Source organism: Microbacterium lacus, from assembly GCF_044794305.1.
In the GTDB taxonomy this organism is placed as follows: Bacteria; Actinomycetota; Actinomycetes; order Actinomycetales; family Microbacteriaceae; genus Microbacterium; species Microbacterium lacus_B.
Window position 1 is genome coordinate 1160205 of sequence record NZ_CP084996.1, and the last position, 18572, is coordinate 1178776.

Sequence of the window (18572 nt, forward strand, 5' to 3'; positions counted from 1 at the left end):
CGCAAGGAGTCAAGCGGTGGCGAACCCCTGCGGGTTGCGCGACTGCCAGTTCCACGCGTCGCGGGTCGCGTCGTCGATCGTGCGCGTCCCGACCCAGTCAAGCTCGCGCGCCGCCTTCGACGGGTCGCAATAGGTCGCGTCGACGTCTCCGGGCCGACGACCGAGGATCGTCTGGGGCAACTCGCGTCCGACCGCGCGCTCGAACGCCGCAATGAGCTCCAGAACGCTCACCGGTCGCCCCGTGCCGAGGTTATAGACCGTGAAGCCGGGCTGCGCCTTCTCGAGCGCCGCCACGTGCCCGAGGGCAAGGTCGACGACGTGGATGTAGTCGCGCAACCCCGTTCCGTCTGGGGTGTCGTAGTCGGCACCGAAGATGCCGATGCGCTCAAGAGTGCCGACTGCGACACGCTGCACGAACGGCATGAGGTTGTTCGGGATTCCCGACGGGTCTTCACCGATCAGCCCCGACTCGTGCGCGCCGACCGGGTTGAAGTACCGCAGCACGGTGACGTTGAGATCGGGATGAACGCGTGCGACGTCTTCGAGCACGACCTCGTTCATACGCTTGGACTTGCTGTACGGATTCGACAGGTCGACGCTGGTGGTGGAGTCTTCGGTGAACGGCAGGTCAGCCGGGTCGGCGTAGACGGTTCCGGTCGATGAAAAGACGAAGGAACGGATGCCTCGCGCCACCCCCACCCGCACCAGTGCGAAGGTGGTGTCGAGGTTGTTCGAGTAGTACTCCAACGGCTGCTGCATCGACTCCCCCACGGCCTTGAACGCGGCCAGGTGCACGATCGCGTCGATCGGGCCGTGCTCGTCGAACACGCCCGCGACCACCGAATCGTCAGATGCATCGCCGACAACCAACGGCGCCGGCTTGCCGGTGATCTGAGCGATGCGCTCGGCGGCGATCGACGAAGTGTTGGAGAGGTCATCGAGCAAGACGACTTCGTGACCGGCATCGAGAAGGGCAACGGCCGTGTGGGCACCGACGTAGCCGGCGCCGCCGGCAAGAAGAACGCGCATGTGTCCCAGGCTACCGGTGACGGCCGGTCAGCCTATCTGTCCACCGGACTCGCGCAGGTAGCACTCGGCGCACATCGATTCGTACGTCACGCGATCGGTTGTGAGCTCGTCGATGGCCACCTGGTCACCATCGAAAACGAAGCGTCCGCCGACGAGTCTCGCATTGAAGAGCGCCTTGCGGCCGCATCGGCAGATGGTCTTGAGCTCTTCAAGGCTGTGAGCGAGTTCGAGCAACCGACGAGAGCCGGGAAAGGCGTGGGTCTGGAAGTCCGTGCGGATGCCATACGCCAGGACGGGCACACCGTCCAGTACGACGATCCGCAGCAGATCATCAACCTGGTCGGGCGTGAGAAACTGCGCCTCATCGATCAGCAGACACGCCACATCAGCGGGTCGCCCGTGAAGCGCAGGCACGAGCGCCTCGACGGAGTCATGCCGGATTCGCGATCGGTGTGCGGCGAACAGATCTCGGACGCCCGCACCCGGGGGAATCAAGAAGTCGACGTTCCGCGACATCCCCAACCGGCTCGTGACCTGCTCGGCACCTTTTGTGTCGATCGCAGGCTTGGCCAGGAGTACCCGCTGTCCGCGCTCTTCGTAGTTGTAGGCAGCCTGCAGAAGGGAGGTGGACTTCCCGGAGTTCATCGCTCCGTAGCGGAAATACAGTTTGGCCACGTGTCGAGAGTAGTCCGGTTCAGCGTCCGCCGAAGCCGCCGCCTCCGCCGCCCCCGCCCGACGAACCTCCCCCGGAGGACCCGCCGGAGGAGGACCAGCCCGAACTCGAGGACGAACCGCTCGACCCACTGGACCCCCGCGAGACCGGGGTTGCGGCGAGTCGGCCGATGGACGACGAAGCATCCGACAGCGCCCTGGAACTCACGGCGTCGAACAACGACAGGCGGGCGACGGATGCGGCAGCCACCGGTGCCGCCGAGCGCACGACCTCGATCCAGTCACGCTCGAGCCCGAAGAGCACCGCGTACGGCAGAAGGCGTTCATAGAGATTCACGACGTCGGCGCCGGGCTGGTTCGGCTGCTCACCGAAGCCACGCGTACCGGACGATACGAGATCGGCCGTCTGGGGTGCTTGGGCTGCGCGCAGTCGATCCTCCTCAGCGAGGGCCAGGTATTCACGAACACCCTCGAGGTAGGTCAGATGCATCCCGCCCGCCAGCGTCAGCGTGGACGAGGGCACCGAGAACATGGGCAGGATGAAGCCTGCGAAGAAGCCGCTCACAATGGCGCCGACATAGAGGATGTTGCCGATTGGCGCGATGTCGTTCATGACGTCGAATGCGGCATCGCCGAAGAAGATCAACGCGAAGGCCGAGCCAAGTCCGATTATCTGTGCGGCGCCTCGGACAGCCGCAACCCAACCGGGGGTAAGCCCGCGGTAGCCGCGCTGGATGGTGAACTCGTCGATGCGTCGAAGGTAAGTCACGGCCCGACTCGGAGGCTGACGAGCAAACGAGCCGAGGTCTATCTTGGCGCCAGCCGCAGCCTTGCGGCCGAAGAGCGTGTCGATCACCCGACGGTCGTCGTGATCGAGGCCTCCCGAGTCGACAAGGACGAGGTCGAAATCGCCCGGCTCATCACGCCCGCCGCTCGCGCGGATCTCGATCCGATCGCGCACGGCGAGATCGACGACGTGTGCGGCGAGCGCACGCTCGGGCACGCCCAGCACTCCGGCTGAGAGAGTGAGTGATTCGTCTTTCGGCGGGCTGTACTGCACGATGACCGGCGACCGGTCGGGGTTTCTCCGCAGTACGACCTTGAGGACGAGGACGAACAGCAGCCCGGCCAGTCCAGTGAGCAGTGCGATCGCGGGAAGAATCCACTGCCACCAGGGGTATGGCGCAGGAGGAGGCGGGCTCGGAGCGGCGAAGGTGCCCTGGGTGAAGCCGATCGCCAGCGTCGCACCCTCTCCCGCGGCCAGGCTGCCGATATCTGCGGTGACCGTTGACGCGGAGGACGAGGCATCCGGAACCCCCAGCGACGCCGCCCACGCGGTCACGACACCCGGCCACGTCGACGCGGGAACCGCGGCGATGTCGCACTGGTCGGTGGATCCTGCGGGGCCGCGATAGCAGAACGAGCGGCCGTCGATCAGCCCCTCTGCGGGCTCCCCCGCGATGTGCACCTGGGCGCTGGCAGAATTGAAGGGCTGCACATGGTCGGTGCCGACGACATCCCAGGAGAACTCGTCCGCGTCGGTGTCGTCGTAGCGGAGGACGACATCGCGCATCGTGTACGAGATCACGTAGGTCTGCACACCGCGGACGTACTCATCCCCGCCCGTGAGGACATAGATGTTGTCTTCGTCGGACTCCGTCCACCACGCCACGGGCGCGCCGTCCGCTCCGGTGACGCTCACCACGCTCGTCTGCAGATCGATCCCCGAGTCAGAGCGCGGCAACCAACGCACAATGCCCTTGTTCTGATCGAACTCGGGAAAACGCGCGACGAGAGTCTCGGTCGTGAACAGCCGGCTCTCGCCACCGGGCCCGCGAATCAGCCAGTACTCGGCCGCGAAGGAGTCGTAGGTGAAGTCATCGACCGACAACGCGGCGGACGCGCGCGCGGTGTCGCCAAGAACGGTGGCGGATGCTGCCGCCGGCGCCGCGTGCACGACGACGGCGACTGCGATGAGCAGGGTGACGAACCCCCGCAAGAGCACTCCCCGCCCCTGCCCGCGCCCAGCGATCATGCACTCAGAGTAGAGCCGCTGGGGGTCACGCCGTCAGTGCGAGCGTCTCTGCCGTTTCGGTAAGGGACTCTTCGGCCACCTCGGGTCGGGTGTTCAGCGTCTCGCCGTAGCTGGGGATCAGCTCACGCAAGCGGGGCTCCCACCCGTCGATGTGGTCGGGGAAGCAGTTCTTCAGAAGTCCGAGCATGATAGACACGGCCGTCGAGGCGCCCGGAGACGCGCCCAGGAGCCCGGCGATGGTGCCATCGGCCCCGGTGATGACTTCGGTGCCGAACTGCAGCACCCCGCCCTTCTTGGGGTCTTTCTTCATGACCTGGGCGCGCTGCCCAGCGTTGAGCAGCTCCCAGTCCTCGTCCTTGGCGGTCGGCATGAACGTGCGAAGGCTGTCGACCTTCTTCTCGTGGTTCTTGAGCAGCTCGCCGACGAGGTAGGTGATCAGCGACGGGTTGTCGATCGCCACCTTCAGCATGGGCCCCAGGTTGTGGGGACGCACCTGCGTGAACAGGTCGAGCATCGACCCGTTCTTGAGGAACTTCGGGCTGAAGGTCGCAAACGGCCCGAACAGCAGCGAGGTCTCGCCGTCGACGACGCGCGTGTCGAGGTGCGGCACCGACATCGGCGGAGCGCCCACCGACGCCTGCGAGTAGACCTTTGCCTTGTGCTGAGCGACGAGTGCGGGGTTGCTCGTCTTGAGCCACTGCCCACCGATCGGGAATACTCCGTACCCCTTGATCTCGGGAATTCCCGAGCGCTGCAGAAGTTTGATCGCCCAGCCGCCCGCACCGACGAAGACGAACCGAGCCTTCGTCGTACCGGGGGTGCGGCCGATGGAGTTGCGCCACTTGATCAGCCACGTGCCATCGGGCTGCTGCTTCAGTGTCCGCACCTCGCGGTTGGTGACGACCTCCGCGCCGCGCGCCTCGAGGTTGTCGAAGAGCTGGTGAGTCAACGCGCCGAAGTCGACATCCGTGCCCGCGGGCACGCGCGTTGCCGCGAACGGCTCACCCGCGCGACGCTTCTGCATGAGAAGTGGTGCCCAGGTGTTGATCACGCGCGAGTCTTCGCTGTACTCGATACCGGCGAACAGCGGCTGGTCTTTCAGAGCCTCGTACCGGGTTTTGAGGAACGCGACATCTTTCTCGCCCGTCACGAAAGTCATGTGCGGGGTCGAGTTGATAAAAGTCGAGGGGGCGTCCAAGACGCCCTCGTCGACGAGCGACGACCACAGCTGGCGGCTTTGCTGGAACTGCTCGTTGATAGAGATCGCCTTCGCAGGGTCGACACTCCCGTCGGGGCCTTCGGGGGTGTAGTTCAACTCGCAAAGGGCCGCGTGGCCCGTGCCCGCGTTGTTCCACGCGTTCGAGCTTTCGAGCGCGACGTCGTGCAGGCGCTCGTATACGACGATCTTCCAGTCGGGCTGGAGTTCAGAAATCAACGTGCCCAGGGTGGCGCTCATGATGCCACCACCGATGAGCACTACATCCACGGGTTCGGTCACCCTTCGATTCTACGTGTCGCCGTCCACGTCGATTTGCGGGATGAACTGGTCGAGGACCTCGAACACGTTTCCGGCGATGAACGCGAGCACCGCGATGAGCAGGCCGATCGTGATTGATCGAATCACCGCGCGCCGCGGATGCCCGGTGCCCGCGCGCGCAGAGACCAAGCCCGTGATCGTCAGAGAGATGACGACGACGGTCAGGGCCACCGAGAGCCGCCAGTCGTCTCCGGTGAAGACCACCGCCATGGTCAGCGGAAGAGCGCCCGACAAGAAGCCGAAGAAGCCGCGCAACGCAACGATCCACGGACGGGTCGCAGGGGGTGCGCCATCGAGAATGCCGTACTCGGTTTCGAGTTGCGCCGCCAAAGGGTCTTTGCTCATGAGCTGAGCAGCAACCTGTTCAGCGAGCGCCGGCTCGAGCCCTCGCTTGACATAGTGATCCCGAAGCTGTGCCTGCTCTTCGTCTGGACTCATCGTCAGACGGCGCTGTTCTTCAGAGATCAGGGTGAGCTCGGCCGCTCGATCCTGAGCTGCCTCCGCGTAGGCGGCTCCCGCGAGCGAAAGGCCGCCGGTGACCATCAGCGTCATCGCTGCGAAGAGGACAGTCTCATCGCTCGCGCCGGCTCCCGAGAACCCTTGGACGATGCCCGTCGTCGAGATGATCCCGTCGTTCGCGTCGAGCACCCATTTGCGGACGATCGCGGAATCGACCACCGGATGCTTCGATCAGGCGTTCGCGCCGAGCGAAGCCGCGACAACCTCCGCGATCTGGACGGCGTTCAATGCCGCACCCTTGCGCAGGTTGTCGTTGCTGATGAACAGCACGAGTCCCTTGCCTTCAGGGGCGGACTGGTCGGCACGAATGCGTCCCACGAAGCTCGGGTCTTTGCCCGCGGCGTACAGGGGCGTCGGGACTTCTTCGAGGACGACACCGGGCGCCGAGGCGAGCAGCTCACGAGCCTGGTCCGGCGTGATGTCGCGAGCAAACTCGGCGTGGATCGACAGGGAGTGACCGGTGAACACCGGCACGCGTACGCAGGTGCCCGCGACACGGAGGTCGGGCAGCTCGAGAATCTTTCGGCTCTCGTTTCGGAGCTTCTTCTCTTCGTCGGTCTCGTTCCAGCCGTCGTCGACGAGATTGCCGGCGAGCGGGATCACGTCGAACGCGATCGGAGCGACGTACTTCTCGGGCTGGGGAAACTCGACCGCAGATCCGTCGTGGACGAGATCGAGGGTGTGGCCCTGGGCGAGCACGCCCTCAACCTGACCGAGAAGTTCTCGCGCTCCGGCGAGACCCGAGCCAGAGACGGCCTGGTAAGTCGAGACGATGAGTCGCCTGAGGCCGGCGGCAGCATCCAGCACCTTCAAAACCGGCATTGCGGCCATCGTGGTGCAGTTGGGGTTGGCGACGATGCCCTTGGTGGCTTCGGCGATCGCGTGCGGGTTGACCTCGCTCACGACCAGCGGCACATCCGGATCCATGCGCCATGCGCTCGAGTTGTCGATAACGAGCGCGCCCGCTGCCGCGAACCGCGGAGCGTGAGCGCGGCTGCCGGTCGCTCCGGCGGAGAACAGCGCGATGTCGACGTCGGCAGGGTCAGCGGTCTCGATATCTTCGACGATCACGGTCTCGCCGGCGAACTCGATCGCCGTGCCGGCAGAACGCGAGGTACCGAACAGGCGCAGCTCGCGAATCGGGAAAGCGCGCTCCGCGAGAATCTCGCGCATGACGGTGCCCACCTGTCCGGTGGCGCCGACAACGGCAACAGAGAGTCCTGAGTCAGAGATACGGGTCATGGCCGAAATCCTATCTTCGTCGAAGCGATCAGCGTCCGGTGCCGGCGTGGACGACAGCGTCATTGTCGCCGTCGAGGCCGTACGCGGTGTGCACCATCCGAGCAGCCTCGGCGAGGTCGTCGCCGCGGACGACGACCGAAATACGGATCTCCGAGGTCGAGATCATCTCGATGTTGATACCCGACACGCTCAGCGCCTCGAACAGCGTGGCCGATACACCCGAGTGCGTGCGCATGCCAGCGCCCACGACCGAGAGCTTGCCGATCTGGTCATCGTGCACGAGGTTCTGGAAGCCGATCTCGACCTGGTCGCCGGCGAGCGCCTTCAGCGCCATTGCGGCATCCGTCTTGGGGAGGGTGAAGGAGATGTCGGTGCGCCCAGTCGTTGCCGCCGAGACGTTCTGGACGATCATGTCGACGTTCGCGCCGGACTTCGCAATGACCTTGAAGATCTCCGCGGCCTTGCCTGGAACATCCGGTACCCCGATGACGGTGACTTTGGCCTGACTGAGGTCGGTCGCGACTCCCGCGACGATCGGCTCTTCCATTTCTTCTCCCTCTTGCCCGTCCGGGCGGGTCATACCGGCGGCGAGCACCCAGGTGCCGACGCCCGAACTAAAGGTTGAGCGCGAGTGGATCAGTACGTTGTGGCGGCGGGCGTACTCGACCGCACGGATGTACAACACCTTCGCGCCATTCGCAGCGAGCTCGAGCATCTCTTCGCTCGAGACCGCACCGAGCTTGCGAGCCTTCGGCACAACGCGCGGGTCGGCGGTGTAGATGCCGTCGACATCGCTGTAAATCTCACAGACGTCGGCGCTCAGCGCTGCCGCCAGAGCGACGGCTGTCGTGTCGGAGCCACCGCGGCCGAGCGTGGTGATGTCGCGGGTATCGCGGTTGAATCCCTGGAAGCCGGCAACGATGACGATCGCACCCTCGTCGAGGGCCTCGCGCAGGCGAATCGGAGTCACGTCGACAATGCGTGCGGCGCCGTGCGTAGCATCCGTAATCATTCCGGCTTGGCTGCCGGTGAACGAGCGCGCTTCGAAGCCCATCGAGTGGATGGCCATCGCCAGCAGAGCCATCGAGATGCGCTCACCGCTCGAGAGAAGCATGTCGAGCTCACGTGGAGCCGGCATGGGCGCGACCTGGTTCGCGAGGTCGAGCAACTCGTCGGTGGTGTCGCCCATCGCGCTCACGGCGACGACCACATCGTGGCCGGCACGGCGAGTATCGACAATGCGCTTGGCGACGCGCTTGATGCTCTCTGCATCGGCGACGGACGACCCGCCGTACTTCTGGACGATCAGCGCCATGTGTGAGACTCCCGAAAGACTGCAGGGGCGGATGCGGTCTACCCCAACGCACTATCTTACGGACGCCGTCATGCCCGGCCGATCATGTGACGCGGTGCCTCAATCGACAACGAACGGTTGATCGTGGCAGTCGATAGAGTGCACCCATGGCGGACCTGCTGGCGGAGTGGACGGACTTCCACGTCGCGATCGTGGGGGCAACGGCCGCTCTCGCCGGCCTCGTGATCGTCGCGGCAAGTGTCAACATCAGCGTCATCGTGAAGTCACGTACGCTCACCGCGCGGCTGGGTTCGGGGATCGTCATGCTCGTCCTCGCCCTGGCCGTCTCGGCCGTCGCATTGATGCCGAGGATCACCGACGCGTGGTTCGGCGCGGTCATGCTCGGCCTCGCGATGGCCGCGCTGATCCTGCAGATCAGCACCGCGCGGCTCTTGGCCAAGGATCCAGATCCGCTTGATCAGAAGCGGTGGGCGAAGGCCTTGATCGGATTTCTGCCCCCTACCGCCTACATCGTCGCAAGCGCACTCTTGCTCGTGGACCAGCCCACGGCGATGTTCGTCTCGGCCTGCGGCGCGTTGATCGCCATCGTCGCGGCGCTCGTCGTGTCGTGGGTGGCGCTTGTCGAAGTGCTGCGCTGAGCGCCAGACCCTCAGACCGTGCGGCGGCCCTCGAACGCACGCCCGAGCGTGACCTCATCGGCGTACTCAAGGTCGCCGCCCACGGGCAGCCCAGAGGCCAGCCTGGTCACCGTGATCTCGAGCGAGCGCAACAACCGGCTGAGGTAGGTCGCCGTCGCCTCACCTTCGAGGTTGGGGTTGGTGGCGAGAATCACTTCTTGCACGGTGCCATCGGCCAGACGCTGCATGAGTTGCGTGATGCGCAGGTCATCGGGACCGATGCCACCGATCGGGCTGATGGCACCGCCCAGCACGTGGTACAGCCCGCGGAACTCGCGCGTGCGCTCGATCGCCGACACATCCTTGGCATCTTCGACCACGCAGATGACCGACAAGCTACGCCGAGGGTCGCGGCAAATGACGCAGCGGTCCTGTTCGGACACGTTGCCGCACACCTCGCAGAAGCGCACCTTGTCGCGCACCTCAGCGAGAAGGTGTCCCAGTCGCGCGACGTCGAAGTCGGGTGTCTGCAGAATGTGAAAAGTGATGCGCTGGGCTGACTTCGGACCGATACCGGGCAGGCGCCCGAACTCGTCGATCAACTCTTGAACGATGCCGTCATACATGGGCTAGCTGAACCTCGTCGGCGGCGCGTACGGCTCTTCGCCGACAAAGGTTGCGCCGAGCACCTGACGCACCACGGCTTCGCCGTACCGTTGCACGCCGTCGGAACGGGTCTGCGCCTGCACGACCGGACGGGGGGCGATCACGGGCGCCGTGGGCGGCACATCGTCCGTGAGCGACTCGGCGTCTTGCTCATCTTCGTCGGGCTCGACCGACGGCTCGACATCGGCGGGCGGGAGGACTTCGCCCTCGCGCGCCGGAGCAGAGTGAGCCGTGCGCACACGGGCCAGCTCTGCAGCCGCCTCTTCGGGCTCATCGTCGACGGCCAGCGGCGTGGTCGGGTCACCGAGCACGCCAGCGCGCGCACCCGGGTTGGTGTCGGTGGTCGGAATCGACGCGACAGCCCACTCGGTGACGGGTGCCGCCGACGCACGCGACGAACTCGCGGGGGCGGGGGCTGGGGCGGGGGCGGGCGGGTGCGCGGGTGCGCGCGGAGCGGAGCGGGCGGGAGAACGAGGCTGCGAGCGCGACGGCTCATCGGGCGGAGGAGGTGGTGCGTCATCGTCCGCCGCGGGAGGCTCGACATCGAGCGGGGGCACATCTGCGGCCACAGGCGGCGCGGAAGTGTCGAGGCGGGGACGGAACTTGACCTCGACTCCCACCACGTCGGCGATCGCTGCGCGGACGTCGACGTGAGCGTCGGTACCGCCCAGGGCGCGCGGCTTGAACTTGTCGATGTCTTTCTCGCTGGCGAACGCCAGGGTGAGCACGGGTGCTGCCGGATCACCGTCGAGACCGATCACGCGGGTCGCGGCGGCGATCAGCCATGAGGTGCGGCTGATCGTTTCGAGACGGGTCAACACGTCGGACCAGGATGCTTGCATCCGTTCGAGCGTCACAGGCCCGGGTGCCACTGCCGCCGGCGCCGTCTTGTCTGGCGCGGCCTTCGCGGGCGCAGGCTTGTCTGCGGCCGCAGGCGGGGTGGGCTCTGACTGCGGTCGCTCGGCAACGGCAGGCGTTGTGACCGGCGCGGCTTGGACCGGCGCTGCTTGGACGGGCGCCGCCTGCACCGGCGCTGCCTGCGCCACGGCGGCTGGGGCTTCCGAGATTGCCGTAGCGCTCGTCCCCTGTGCGAGAACGCGGGCCACCATCAGCTCGAGCTGGAGCCGGGGCGACGTTGCACCGGTCATCTCGTCAAGAGCGGTGACGACAAGGTCTGCGGTCCGCGATAGCCGCGCCGACCCGTAGACCTCTGCCTGTCGGTTCATCGCCGCCAGGTCGTCGCCCGATACCCCGCGAAGCACCGCGCCGGCGCCCTGGCCGGTCGCGGCGATGATGATGAGATCGCGGAGTCGCTCGAGGAGGTCATCGACGAAGCGGCGCGGGTCTTGACCGGTCTGCACGACGCGATCGACCGCCGAGAAAGCCGCTGCAGCATCGCCAACGGCGAAGGCGTCGACGACCTCGTTCAGAAGCTCGGCGTGCGTATAGCCCAGCAGGGCGACCGCGCGCGCATAGGTCACTGCTCCGTCCGATCCGGCAATCAACTGGTCGAGCAACGACAGGGTGTCACGGGGCGACCCGCCACCGGCACGCACGACGAGCGGCAGCACACCGGGCTCGACCTGCACCTTCTCAGCGCCGCACAGCTCTTCGACGTACGCGAGCATGGCCGCGGGAGGCACCAGTCGGAAGGGATAGTGGTGCGTGCGCGAGCGGATCGTGCCAATGACCTTCTCGGGCTCGGTCGTCGCGAAGATGAACTTGACGTGGTCGGGCGGCTCTTCGACAAGCTTGAGCAACGCGTTGAAGCCCTGCGGGGTGACCATGTGCGCTTCGTCGAGGATGAAGATCTTGAATCGATCGCGCGCCGGGGCGAACACCGCGCGCTCGCGCAGGTCACGGGCGTCGTCGACGCCGTTGTGGCTCGCAGCGTCGATCTCGACGACGTCGAGCGAACCTCCCCCGCCGCGACCGAGTTCGACGCAACTGTCGCAGACACCACACGGGGTGTCGGTCGGACCGGCCGCACAGTTCAGACAGCGGGCAAGAATGCGCGCGGACGTGGTCTTGCCGCAGCCGCGAGGCCCCGAGAAGAGATACGCGTGACCGACACGATCGCCGCGCAAGGCCGTCATGAGCGGATCAGTGACTTGCGACTGCCCGATCATCTCGCCGAACGACTCGGGCCGGTACCGACGATAGAGGGCTGTGGTCACCCGCCCAGCCTACGTCGTGGCGCCGACATCACACCGGGTCCACAGCATCCGTCATATCAATCACCGGGATCGCCGTCGTGACCGTCGGCACCGAAGCCGAGAGCAGCGTGCCATCCTCCCTGCGCGAATCGACGAATTCTCGCAACGAAGGGCGTCCCTTGATCACGGGTCCCTGGTTGGTCAAAGGGACCGAGACTTCTTCGCCGGCACCGACGACATAGGACTCGCCTCGCACGTCGAACGCGATGGGCTCGGCACTGCCGTCCGGCGCTTCATCGGCACGCAAGGTCAACGCGTCGCGCGTCACCTTGACGTGCAGACGTGTGCCGTGCCAGTGCAGGATGTACTCCAAAGACGGCCAATCGGCCGGGAGTCGCGGGTCGAAGCTCAGCGCGCCGAAGTGATCGCGCATGCCGCCGAATCCACTCACCAATGCCGTCCACACGCCACCGGCCGATGCAACGTGCACGCCGTCGGCCGCATTGTGATGGAGGTCGCCGATGTCGACGAAGATCGACTGACGGAAGTAGTCCAGCGCCAAGTCCTGATAGCCGACCTCGGCCGCAAGAATCGCCTGCACGACCGCAGAGAGAGTCGAATCCCCCGTGGTCAACGCGTCGTAGTACTCGAAGTCGGCCAGTTTGTCTTCGGGCGAGAAGTGGTTGCCCTGCAGAAAAAGGGCGAGCACGACGTCGGCCTGTTTGAGCACCTGGTACCGGTAGATGACCAGCGGGTGGTAGTGCAGCAGCAGCGGACGTTTGTCGGGCGGGGTGCTCTCGAGATCCCAGATCTCGCGCTCGAGGAACACATGGTCTTGAGGATGGATGCCGAGCGCCGGGCTGAACGGAATGTGCATGGCCTCGGCCGCTCGATCCCAGGCCTCGGCTTCATCGTCGTCGAGGTTCAGTCGGTCGACCATGTCGCGATACGCGTCTGGTGCCCGCTCGGCCATCTCGCGGACGGTACGTGCGGCGAAACGCAGGTTGAACCGGGCCATGACGTTCGTGAAGAGGTTGTCGTTGACGACCGTCGTGTACTCATCGGGGCCGGTGACACCGTGGATGTGGAAAGACTCGAGCTCGACGTCGCCATCGCTCTGGCGCCAGAAACCGAGGGTTGTCCACAGTCGCGCCGTTTCGACGGCGATGTCGACGCCCTCGCGGTGTAGGAACTCTACGTCGCCGGTCGAACGCACGTACTTCGCCAGGGCAAAGCTCACGTCGGCGTTGATGTGGTACTGCGCGGTGCCGGCGGCATAGTAGGCCGATGCTTCTTCGCCATTGATCGTCCGCCATGGGAAAAGCGCCCCGTGCTCATTGAGCTGGAACGCCCGTCGTCGCGCGGCAGGAAGCATGAGGTACCGCATCCGCAGGGCGTTTCGCGCCCACAGCGGTGTCGTATACGCGAGGAAGGGGAGCACATAGATCTCGGTGTCCCAGAAGTAGTGCCCGCTGTAACCGGAACCCGACACTCCCTTGGCGGGGACCCCTTGGCCGTCGGCGCGCGCGGCTGCCTGAGCGATCTGAAACAGGCACCAGCGCGTTGCCTGCTGGAGATCGTCGTGCCCCTCGATGCGCACGTCCGATCGCGCCCAGAAGCCGTCGAACCACAACCGCTGGCGCTCGAACTGACGGCGCACGCCTTCAGCCTTTGCGCGATCGAGCGTGCGCGTGCACCGGTCGACCAGTTCTCTCGCGGGCACCCCGCGCGAGGTGTGATAGCTCACGAGCTTGGTCACGTGGGTCGGCACTCCGGCCTTGGCCTGCACACGGAAGACATCGTTGGCGATGTCGGGCTCGATGAGTGTGCGCGCCGAGTACTCGTTCTCGGTCTCGACCACGTGCTCGGCAACAACGCCGACCGTCATGCCGGACTCACTCACCCGATACGAGAGCGCCGAACGCCCGGCATCCTGCCAGTACTCCACCGGCTGCAACACGCGCTCGCTGATGCGGTCCGCCTTGCGCGGGTCGAATCCCGCCTTTCTCGGCGCCGTCGGCGTTCCGCCGTAGACGTTCTCGCCATCCTGACGGTTGATGACCTGGCACGTAATCGTGACGGGCGCATCGGCGTTGAGGACGGTGACCTGAATACAAAGGATCGCCAGGTGCTTCTCTTCGAACGACACCATGCGTTCGTCCTCGACGAGTACCTCTTTGCCCGAAGGCGTCACCCACAGAATCCGTCGGCGCAGCACCCCATCGCGCATGTCGAGCGTGCGCTCGTACTCGCGCACGTCGGCGACGTCCAAAGACAACGGCTCGTCATCGACGTAGACCCGCATCACCTTGGCATCGGGAGCGTTGACGATGGTCTGCCCGACCTCGGCAAAACCGTACGCCTGCTCAGCGTGACGAATCGGAAAGATCTCGTGCAACCCGTTGATGAACGTGCCGTCTTCGTGGGCGTGACGACCCTCGGGGTGGTTTCCTCTCAGCCCGAGGTAGCCGTTTCCCACCGTGAACAGGGTCTCGGTGACCCCGCGATCTTCGAGGTTGAAGTGGCTCTCGACCAGGCGCCACGGGTCAACAGGAAAGCGGTCACGATCGATCACTGCACGAACTCCTCGAGGTCAGAAACGACAATGTGCGCACCGGCGTCGGTGAGGGCGGATGACCCCACCCCCCGATCGACGCCGATGACGAGGCCGAAGCCCCCGGCCGACGCAGATCGCACTCCGCTGATGGCGTCTTCGACGGCCACGCTCGTCGCGGGGTCGACGCCCATCATGCGTGCGGCCTCGACGAAGACATCCGGCGCGGGCTTGGAAGAAAGGTTGTCGCGCTCGGCGATGACCCCGTCCATCACCACCGGAAAACGATCGCGGATGCCCGCCGAAGCGAGCACCTCTTCGGCGTTCTTCGAACTGGAGACCACCGCGATGGGCGTGCCGGCTGCCGCCAGCACATCGAGCAAGGCGAGTGATCCGGGGTACGGGGCAATCCCGTCCTCGCGCAGAACGCGCTCGAAGACGAGGTTCTTGCGGTTGCCGATCCCGCAGATCGTGTCTTCTTCGGGGCTGTCCGAAGGATCGCCCCACGGCACTTCGACATCTCGGTTGCGCAACAGCGCCGCGACACCGTCGTATCGCTTCTTCCCGTCGAGGTGTTCGAAGTAATCCGCCTCGGTGTAGGGCGGGGCGATGTTCCAGTCCGCGAAGAGATTCTCGAACATGGTCTGCCAGGCATGCATGTGCACTTCGGCCGTCGGAGTGAGCACTCCGTCGAGATCGAAGAGCACGGCTTGGTACGTGGTCAGATCTGGCAGGCTTCGGGCAGTCATGAGACCCCTTCGCGAGAGTTCGGACGTCGGGTCGGCCCGCCATCGCGCCGTGTGACGGCATCGCGCCGTGACTACAGCGTAGCCACGGAGAGCGTCTGGCGCGCGATCTCGAGTTCTTCGTTCGTCGGCACGACCAGGACGGTGACGCGGGACGCATCCGAGGAGATGATCCGGATGCCGCGGCCGGGCGCCGCGTTGCGCTCGGAGTCGATCTCCACGCCGGCGAAGCCAAGCGTCTCCAGCGCGGCAGACCGCACACGCGGGGTGTTCTCCCCGACGCCGGCGGTGAAGGAGATGACGTCCACTCCTCCCAGTTGAGCGAGGTACGCCCCGGCGTACGCGCGCAGCCGGTGGACGTACACCTCGAACGCGAGCAGGGCATCCTCCTGCCCACGCTCCATCGCCGCGCGAATGTCGCGGTAGTCGGACGATCCTGACAGCCCCAGCAGTCCGCTCCGCTTGTTCAGGAGGTCGTCGAGGTCGTCGATCGACATGTCCGCGCGCCGTGCGAGATGGAACAGCACGGCGGGATCGATGTCGCCCGAACGTGTGCCCATCACGAGGCCTTCGAGGGGGGTGAGCCCCATTGAGGTCTCGACCGAGCGGCCGCCATCGACAGCGGTCACCGATGCGCCGTTTCCGAGATGGAACACGATCTGCTTCAGTTCGCCGAGCGGGCGCCCGACGAACTCAGCGGCCGCTTCGCTCACGAACTTGTGACTCGTGCCGTGGAAGCCGTACCGACGGATGTGATGCTCCTCAGAGAGCGCGCGATCGATCGCGTAGGTATACGCGGCCGGGGCCAAGGTCTGGTGGAACGCGGTGTCGAAAACCGCAACGTGCGGAACGTCAGGGAAGGCCTTCTTGGCCGCAACGACACCGGCAAGATTCGCCGGGTTGTGCAACGGGGCGAGAACCGAGAGTTCGTCGATTCCTTTCTCGACCTCCGCAGTCACCCGCGTGGGGGCGAAGTAGCGGTCTCCGCCGTGGACCACCCGGTGCCCGACAGCGACCGGCGGGTTGTCGGTCAATGCAGGACCATGCTCGGCGAAGGCGTCAATCATTACCTGAAAACCGGCCGTGTGGTCGGGAATGGGAAGCGTGCGTTCGTAGGTCGCGTCCAGCGCCGTGGGCATCGGGACTGCGGGGGTAGCAGCATCCGGAACCGGCGCGGAAAAGACCACCGTGTGCGTGGCATGGCCCTCGGCGTCGCCGATGCGTTCCACGAGACCGGACGCGAGCAGCCGCTCGCCGTCCATCTCGATCAATTGATACTTGAACGACGACGATCCACTGTTGACGATCAGGACGACGGTCATGCTGACTCCCCTGCCTCGAGGCTGGTCGACTCGCCCTGCGCCTGGATCGCCGTGATCGCGATCGTATTGACGATGTCTTCGACCAGCGCACCGCGTGAAAGGTCGTTGATGGGCTTGTTCAGGCCCTGCAGGACCGGGCCCATCGCCACGGCCCCCGCCGAACGTTGCACGGCCTTGTACGTGTTGTTGCCGGTGTTCAAGTCGGGGAAGACGAACACCGTAGCCCGGCCCGCCACCGCCGAACCCGGCATCTTCGCGGCAGCCACGGCCACATCGGCTGCGGCGTCGTACTGGATCGGGCCCTCAACGAGAAGCTCGGGAGCCCGCTCGCGGACGAGGGCGGTGGCGGTGCGCACCTTCTCGACCTCGGCGCCCGAGCCCGATTCACCCGTCGAGTACGACAGCATCGCCACGCGCGGATCGATCCCGAACTGTGCGGCGGTCGCGGCGGACGATATCGCGATGTCGGCGAGCTGCTCGGATGTGGGGTCGGGGATGACGGCGCAGTCACCGTAGACGAGCACGCGGTCGGCGAGCGCCATCAGGAACACCGACGAGACGACCGACACCCCGGGCTTGGTCTTGATGATCTCGAACGCTGGACGGATGGTGTGTGCCGTAGTGTGCGCAGCACCCGAAACCATCCCGTCGGCGAGCCCCAGGTGCACCATCAGAGTGCCGAAGTACGACACATCGGTGACCGTGTCGGCAGCCTGTGCGAACGTGACGCCCTTGTGCGCGCGCAGTCGCTCGTACTCGCGAGCGAACTTTTCGACGTGCACGGCGTCGAACGGCGAAAGAACCTGGGCACCGCGAATGTCGATGCCGAGCTCGATCGCGCGGCTGCGCACCTCGATCTCTTCACCGAGGATCGTCACGTCCGCGATTCCGCGGGCCAGCACGGTTGCCGCCGCCCGCAAAACACGGTCATCGTTGCCCTCGGGGAGCACGATCCGCTTGCGGTGCTCGCGGGCGCGTTCGATGAGCCCGTACTCGAACATGAGCGGCGTCACCACGGTCGGGCTCGCCAAACCCAGCGATCGCGTGAGTTCTGCCGTATCGACGTGCGTCTCGAACATCGACAGCGCCGTGTCGTAGCGGCGCTGCGAGTCTGCGGCGAGCCTGCCGCGGGTGCTCATGACCTTCACTGCTGTCTCGTAGGTGCCGAGATCCGTGGCGATGATCGGCAGCGTCGAACCAAGACCGTCGATGAGTCGATCGACCGTTTCGGGTAGCGGGAAAGGCCCGTTGAGCACGACGCCGGCGAGCGACGGGAAGGTGCCCGATGAGTGGGCGAGCATCGTGGCCAACAGCACTTCGGTGCGATCTGCGGGGATCACGATGATCGCGCTCTCGCTGAGGCGCGGGAGAACGTTGACCATCGACATCCCTGCGACGACCACCCCCAGGACCTCGCGCGTGAGCAGTTCGGGGTCGCCCTTGACGAGTGTGCCCTCCACCGAGCGAAGCACCCCGCGCACCGAGGGCGCTATCAAGAACCGATCTTCGGGAAGCGCCCAGACCGGCACCTCGCGCGTCACTGCACGAATCGCGTCGACGACCTCGCCCAGCGCCTCGGGATCGGCACGATTGGCGATGACGGCCAACAACCCGGCCCGCGCGTGCACCAGTTCGGTCAGCGCGAGAGAAGCGATCTGGCCCATCTCCGCGGGAGTGCGGGCATCAGAGGTGCCCAGCTGCTCTCCCTGCCCGGCGCGACCGCTCAAAGCAAGGAGCACCGGCGCGCCGAGGTTCGCAGCGATGCGCGCGTTGTAGCCGAGTTCGGCAGGGCTGCCGACATCCGTGAAATCACTGCCGACGATCACCACGGCATCGCACTGCGCCTCGACCGCCTTGAACCGCTCAACGATGACGGCGAGCGCTGCCTCAGGGTCGGCCCGCACCTCGTCGTAGGTCACGCCGACGCACTCGTCGTACTCGAGGTCGACACCGTCGTGAGCGAGCAACATCTCGAGCACGTAGTCGCGCTCTGTCGTCGAGCGGGCGATCGCCCGGAAGACACCGACCCTCGGGGTCGCGCGACTCAGCGTGTCCAAGACACCGAGGGCAATCGTGGACTTGCCGGAATGGCCTTCGGCCGACGTGATGAAGATGCGATGCGCCACGAAAGCCAGCCTATGGGCGCGCCCGGCAGGGATTGA

The 18572-nt window shown here is 65.8% G+C and carries 14 protein-coding genes; 1 reads left to right on the top strand and 13 read right to left on the bottom strand.

Annotated features, from left to right (window positions below):
• Positions 1-9: 9 nt before the first annotated feature.
• Genes galE through LG299_RS05770 form a run of 7 tightly spaced genes read right to left on the bottom strand, consistent with a single transcriptional unit; the run spans position 10 to position 8349 of the window.
• Positions 10-1029 carry a UDP-glucose 4-epimerase GalE gene (galE, locus tag LG299_RS05740; protein ID WP_404434030.1) on the bottom strand — a complete coding sequence of 340 codons (1020 nt, stop codon included), beginning with the start codon at positions 1027-1029 and terminating at the stop codon, positions 10-12.
• A gap of 27 nt (positions 1030-1056) precedes the next feature.
• Positions 1057-1704: a thymidine kinase gene (locus tag LG299_RS05745; RefSeq protein ID WP_404434032.1), complete on the bottom strand. Its 648-nt coding sequence runs from the start codon at positions 1702-1704 to the stop codon at positions 1057-1059.
• A gap of 19 nt (positions 1705-1723) precedes the next feature.
• A complete protein-coding gene (locus tag LG299_RS05750; protein ID WP_404434034.1) occupies positions 1724-3736 on the bottom strand; it encodes a DUF2207 domain-containing protein in 2013 nt (670 codons plus the stop codon).
• Positions 3737-3761: 25 nt separating this feature from the next.
• A complete protein-coding gene (gene mqo / locus LG299_RS05755; RefSeq protein WP_404434816.1) occupies positions 3762-5192 on the bottom strand; it encodes a malate dehydrogenase (quinone) in 1431 nt (476 codons plus the stop codon).
• 51 nt (positions 5193-5243) lie between these two features.
• Positions 5244-5951 carry a VIT1/CCC1 transporter family protein gene (locus LG299_RS05760; RefSeq protein ID WP_404434035.1) on the bottom strand — a complete coding sequence of 236 codons (708 nt, stop codon included), beginning with the start codon at positions 5949-5951 and terminating at the stop codon, positions 5244-5246.
• 12 nt (positions 5952-5963) lie between these two features.
• Positions 5964-7034 (bottom strand): aspartate-semialdehyde dehydrogenase, encoded by a 1071-nt coding sequence (locus LG299_RS05765; RefSeq protein WP_404434036.1) that lies wholly within the window; start codon positions 7032-7034, stop codon positions 5964-5966.
• A 28-nt stretch (positions 7035-7062) separates the two neighbouring features.
• The gene (locus LG299_RS05770; protein ID WP_404434038.1) at positions 7063-8349 is read right to left on the bottom strand and encodes an aspartate kinase; all 1287 of its coding nucleotides are present in this window, start codon (positions 8347-8349) and stop codon (positions 7063-7065) included.
• 146 nt (positions 8350-8495) lie between these two features.
• Here LG299_RS05770 and LG299_RS05775 point away from each other — a divergent pair, with 146 nt between their 5' ends.
• On the top strand, positions 8496-8987 hold the full coding sequence (locus LG299_RS05775; protein ID WP_404434039.1) for a hypothetical protein: 492 nt from the start codon (positions 8496-8498) through the stop codon (positions 8985-8987).
• Positions 8988-8998: 11 nt separating this feature from the next.
• On the opposite strand, the gene recR is transcribed toward LG299_RS05775, so the two are convergent.
• From recR to pta, 6 genes are all read right to left on the bottom strand, one after another.
• Complete coding sequence (recR, locus tag LG299_RS05780; protein ID WP_404434041.1) at positions 8999-9592, bottom strand: recombination mediator RecR; 594 nt, start codon at positions 9590-9592, stop codon at positions 8999-9001.
• 3 nt (positions 9593-9595) lie between these two features.
• Positions 9596-11809 (bottom strand): DNA polymerase III subunit gamma and tau, encoded by a 2214-nt coding sequence (locus LG299_RS05785; RefSeq protein ID WP_404434042.1) that lies wholly within the window; start codon positions 11807-11809, stop codon positions 9596-9598.
• 28 nt (positions 11810-11837) lie between these two features.
• Complete coding sequence (locus LG299_RS05790) at positions 11838-14363, bottom strand: glycoside hydrolase family 65 protein (protein ID WP_404434043.1); 2526 nt, start codon at positions 14361-14363, stop codon at positions 11838-11840.
• The gene (locus tag LG299_RS05795; RefSeq protein WP_404434044.1) at positions 14360-15091 is read right to left on the bottom strand and encodes an HAD family hydrolase; all 732 of its coding nucleotides are present in this window, start codon (positions 15089-15091) and stop codon (positions 14360-14362) included. Before LG299_RS05795 ends, LG299_RS05790 begins: the two co-directional genes overlap by 4 nt.
• A gap of 71 nt (positions 15092-15162) precedes the next feature.
• Positions 15163-16410, bottom strand: a complete 1248-nt coding sequence (locus LG299_RS05800) for an acetate/propionate family kinase (RefSeq protein ID WP_404434045.1) — start codon at positions 16408-16410, stop codon at positions 15163-15165.
• Positions 16407-18536, bottom strand: a complete 2130-nt coding sequence (gene pta / locus LG299_RS05805) for a phosphate acetyltransferase (protein WP_404434046.1) — start codon at positions 18534-18536, stop codon at positions 16407-16409. The genes LG299_RS05800 and pta overlap by 4 nt, the downstream gene beginning before the upstream one ends.
• Positions 18537-18572 lie beyond the last annotated feature (36 nt).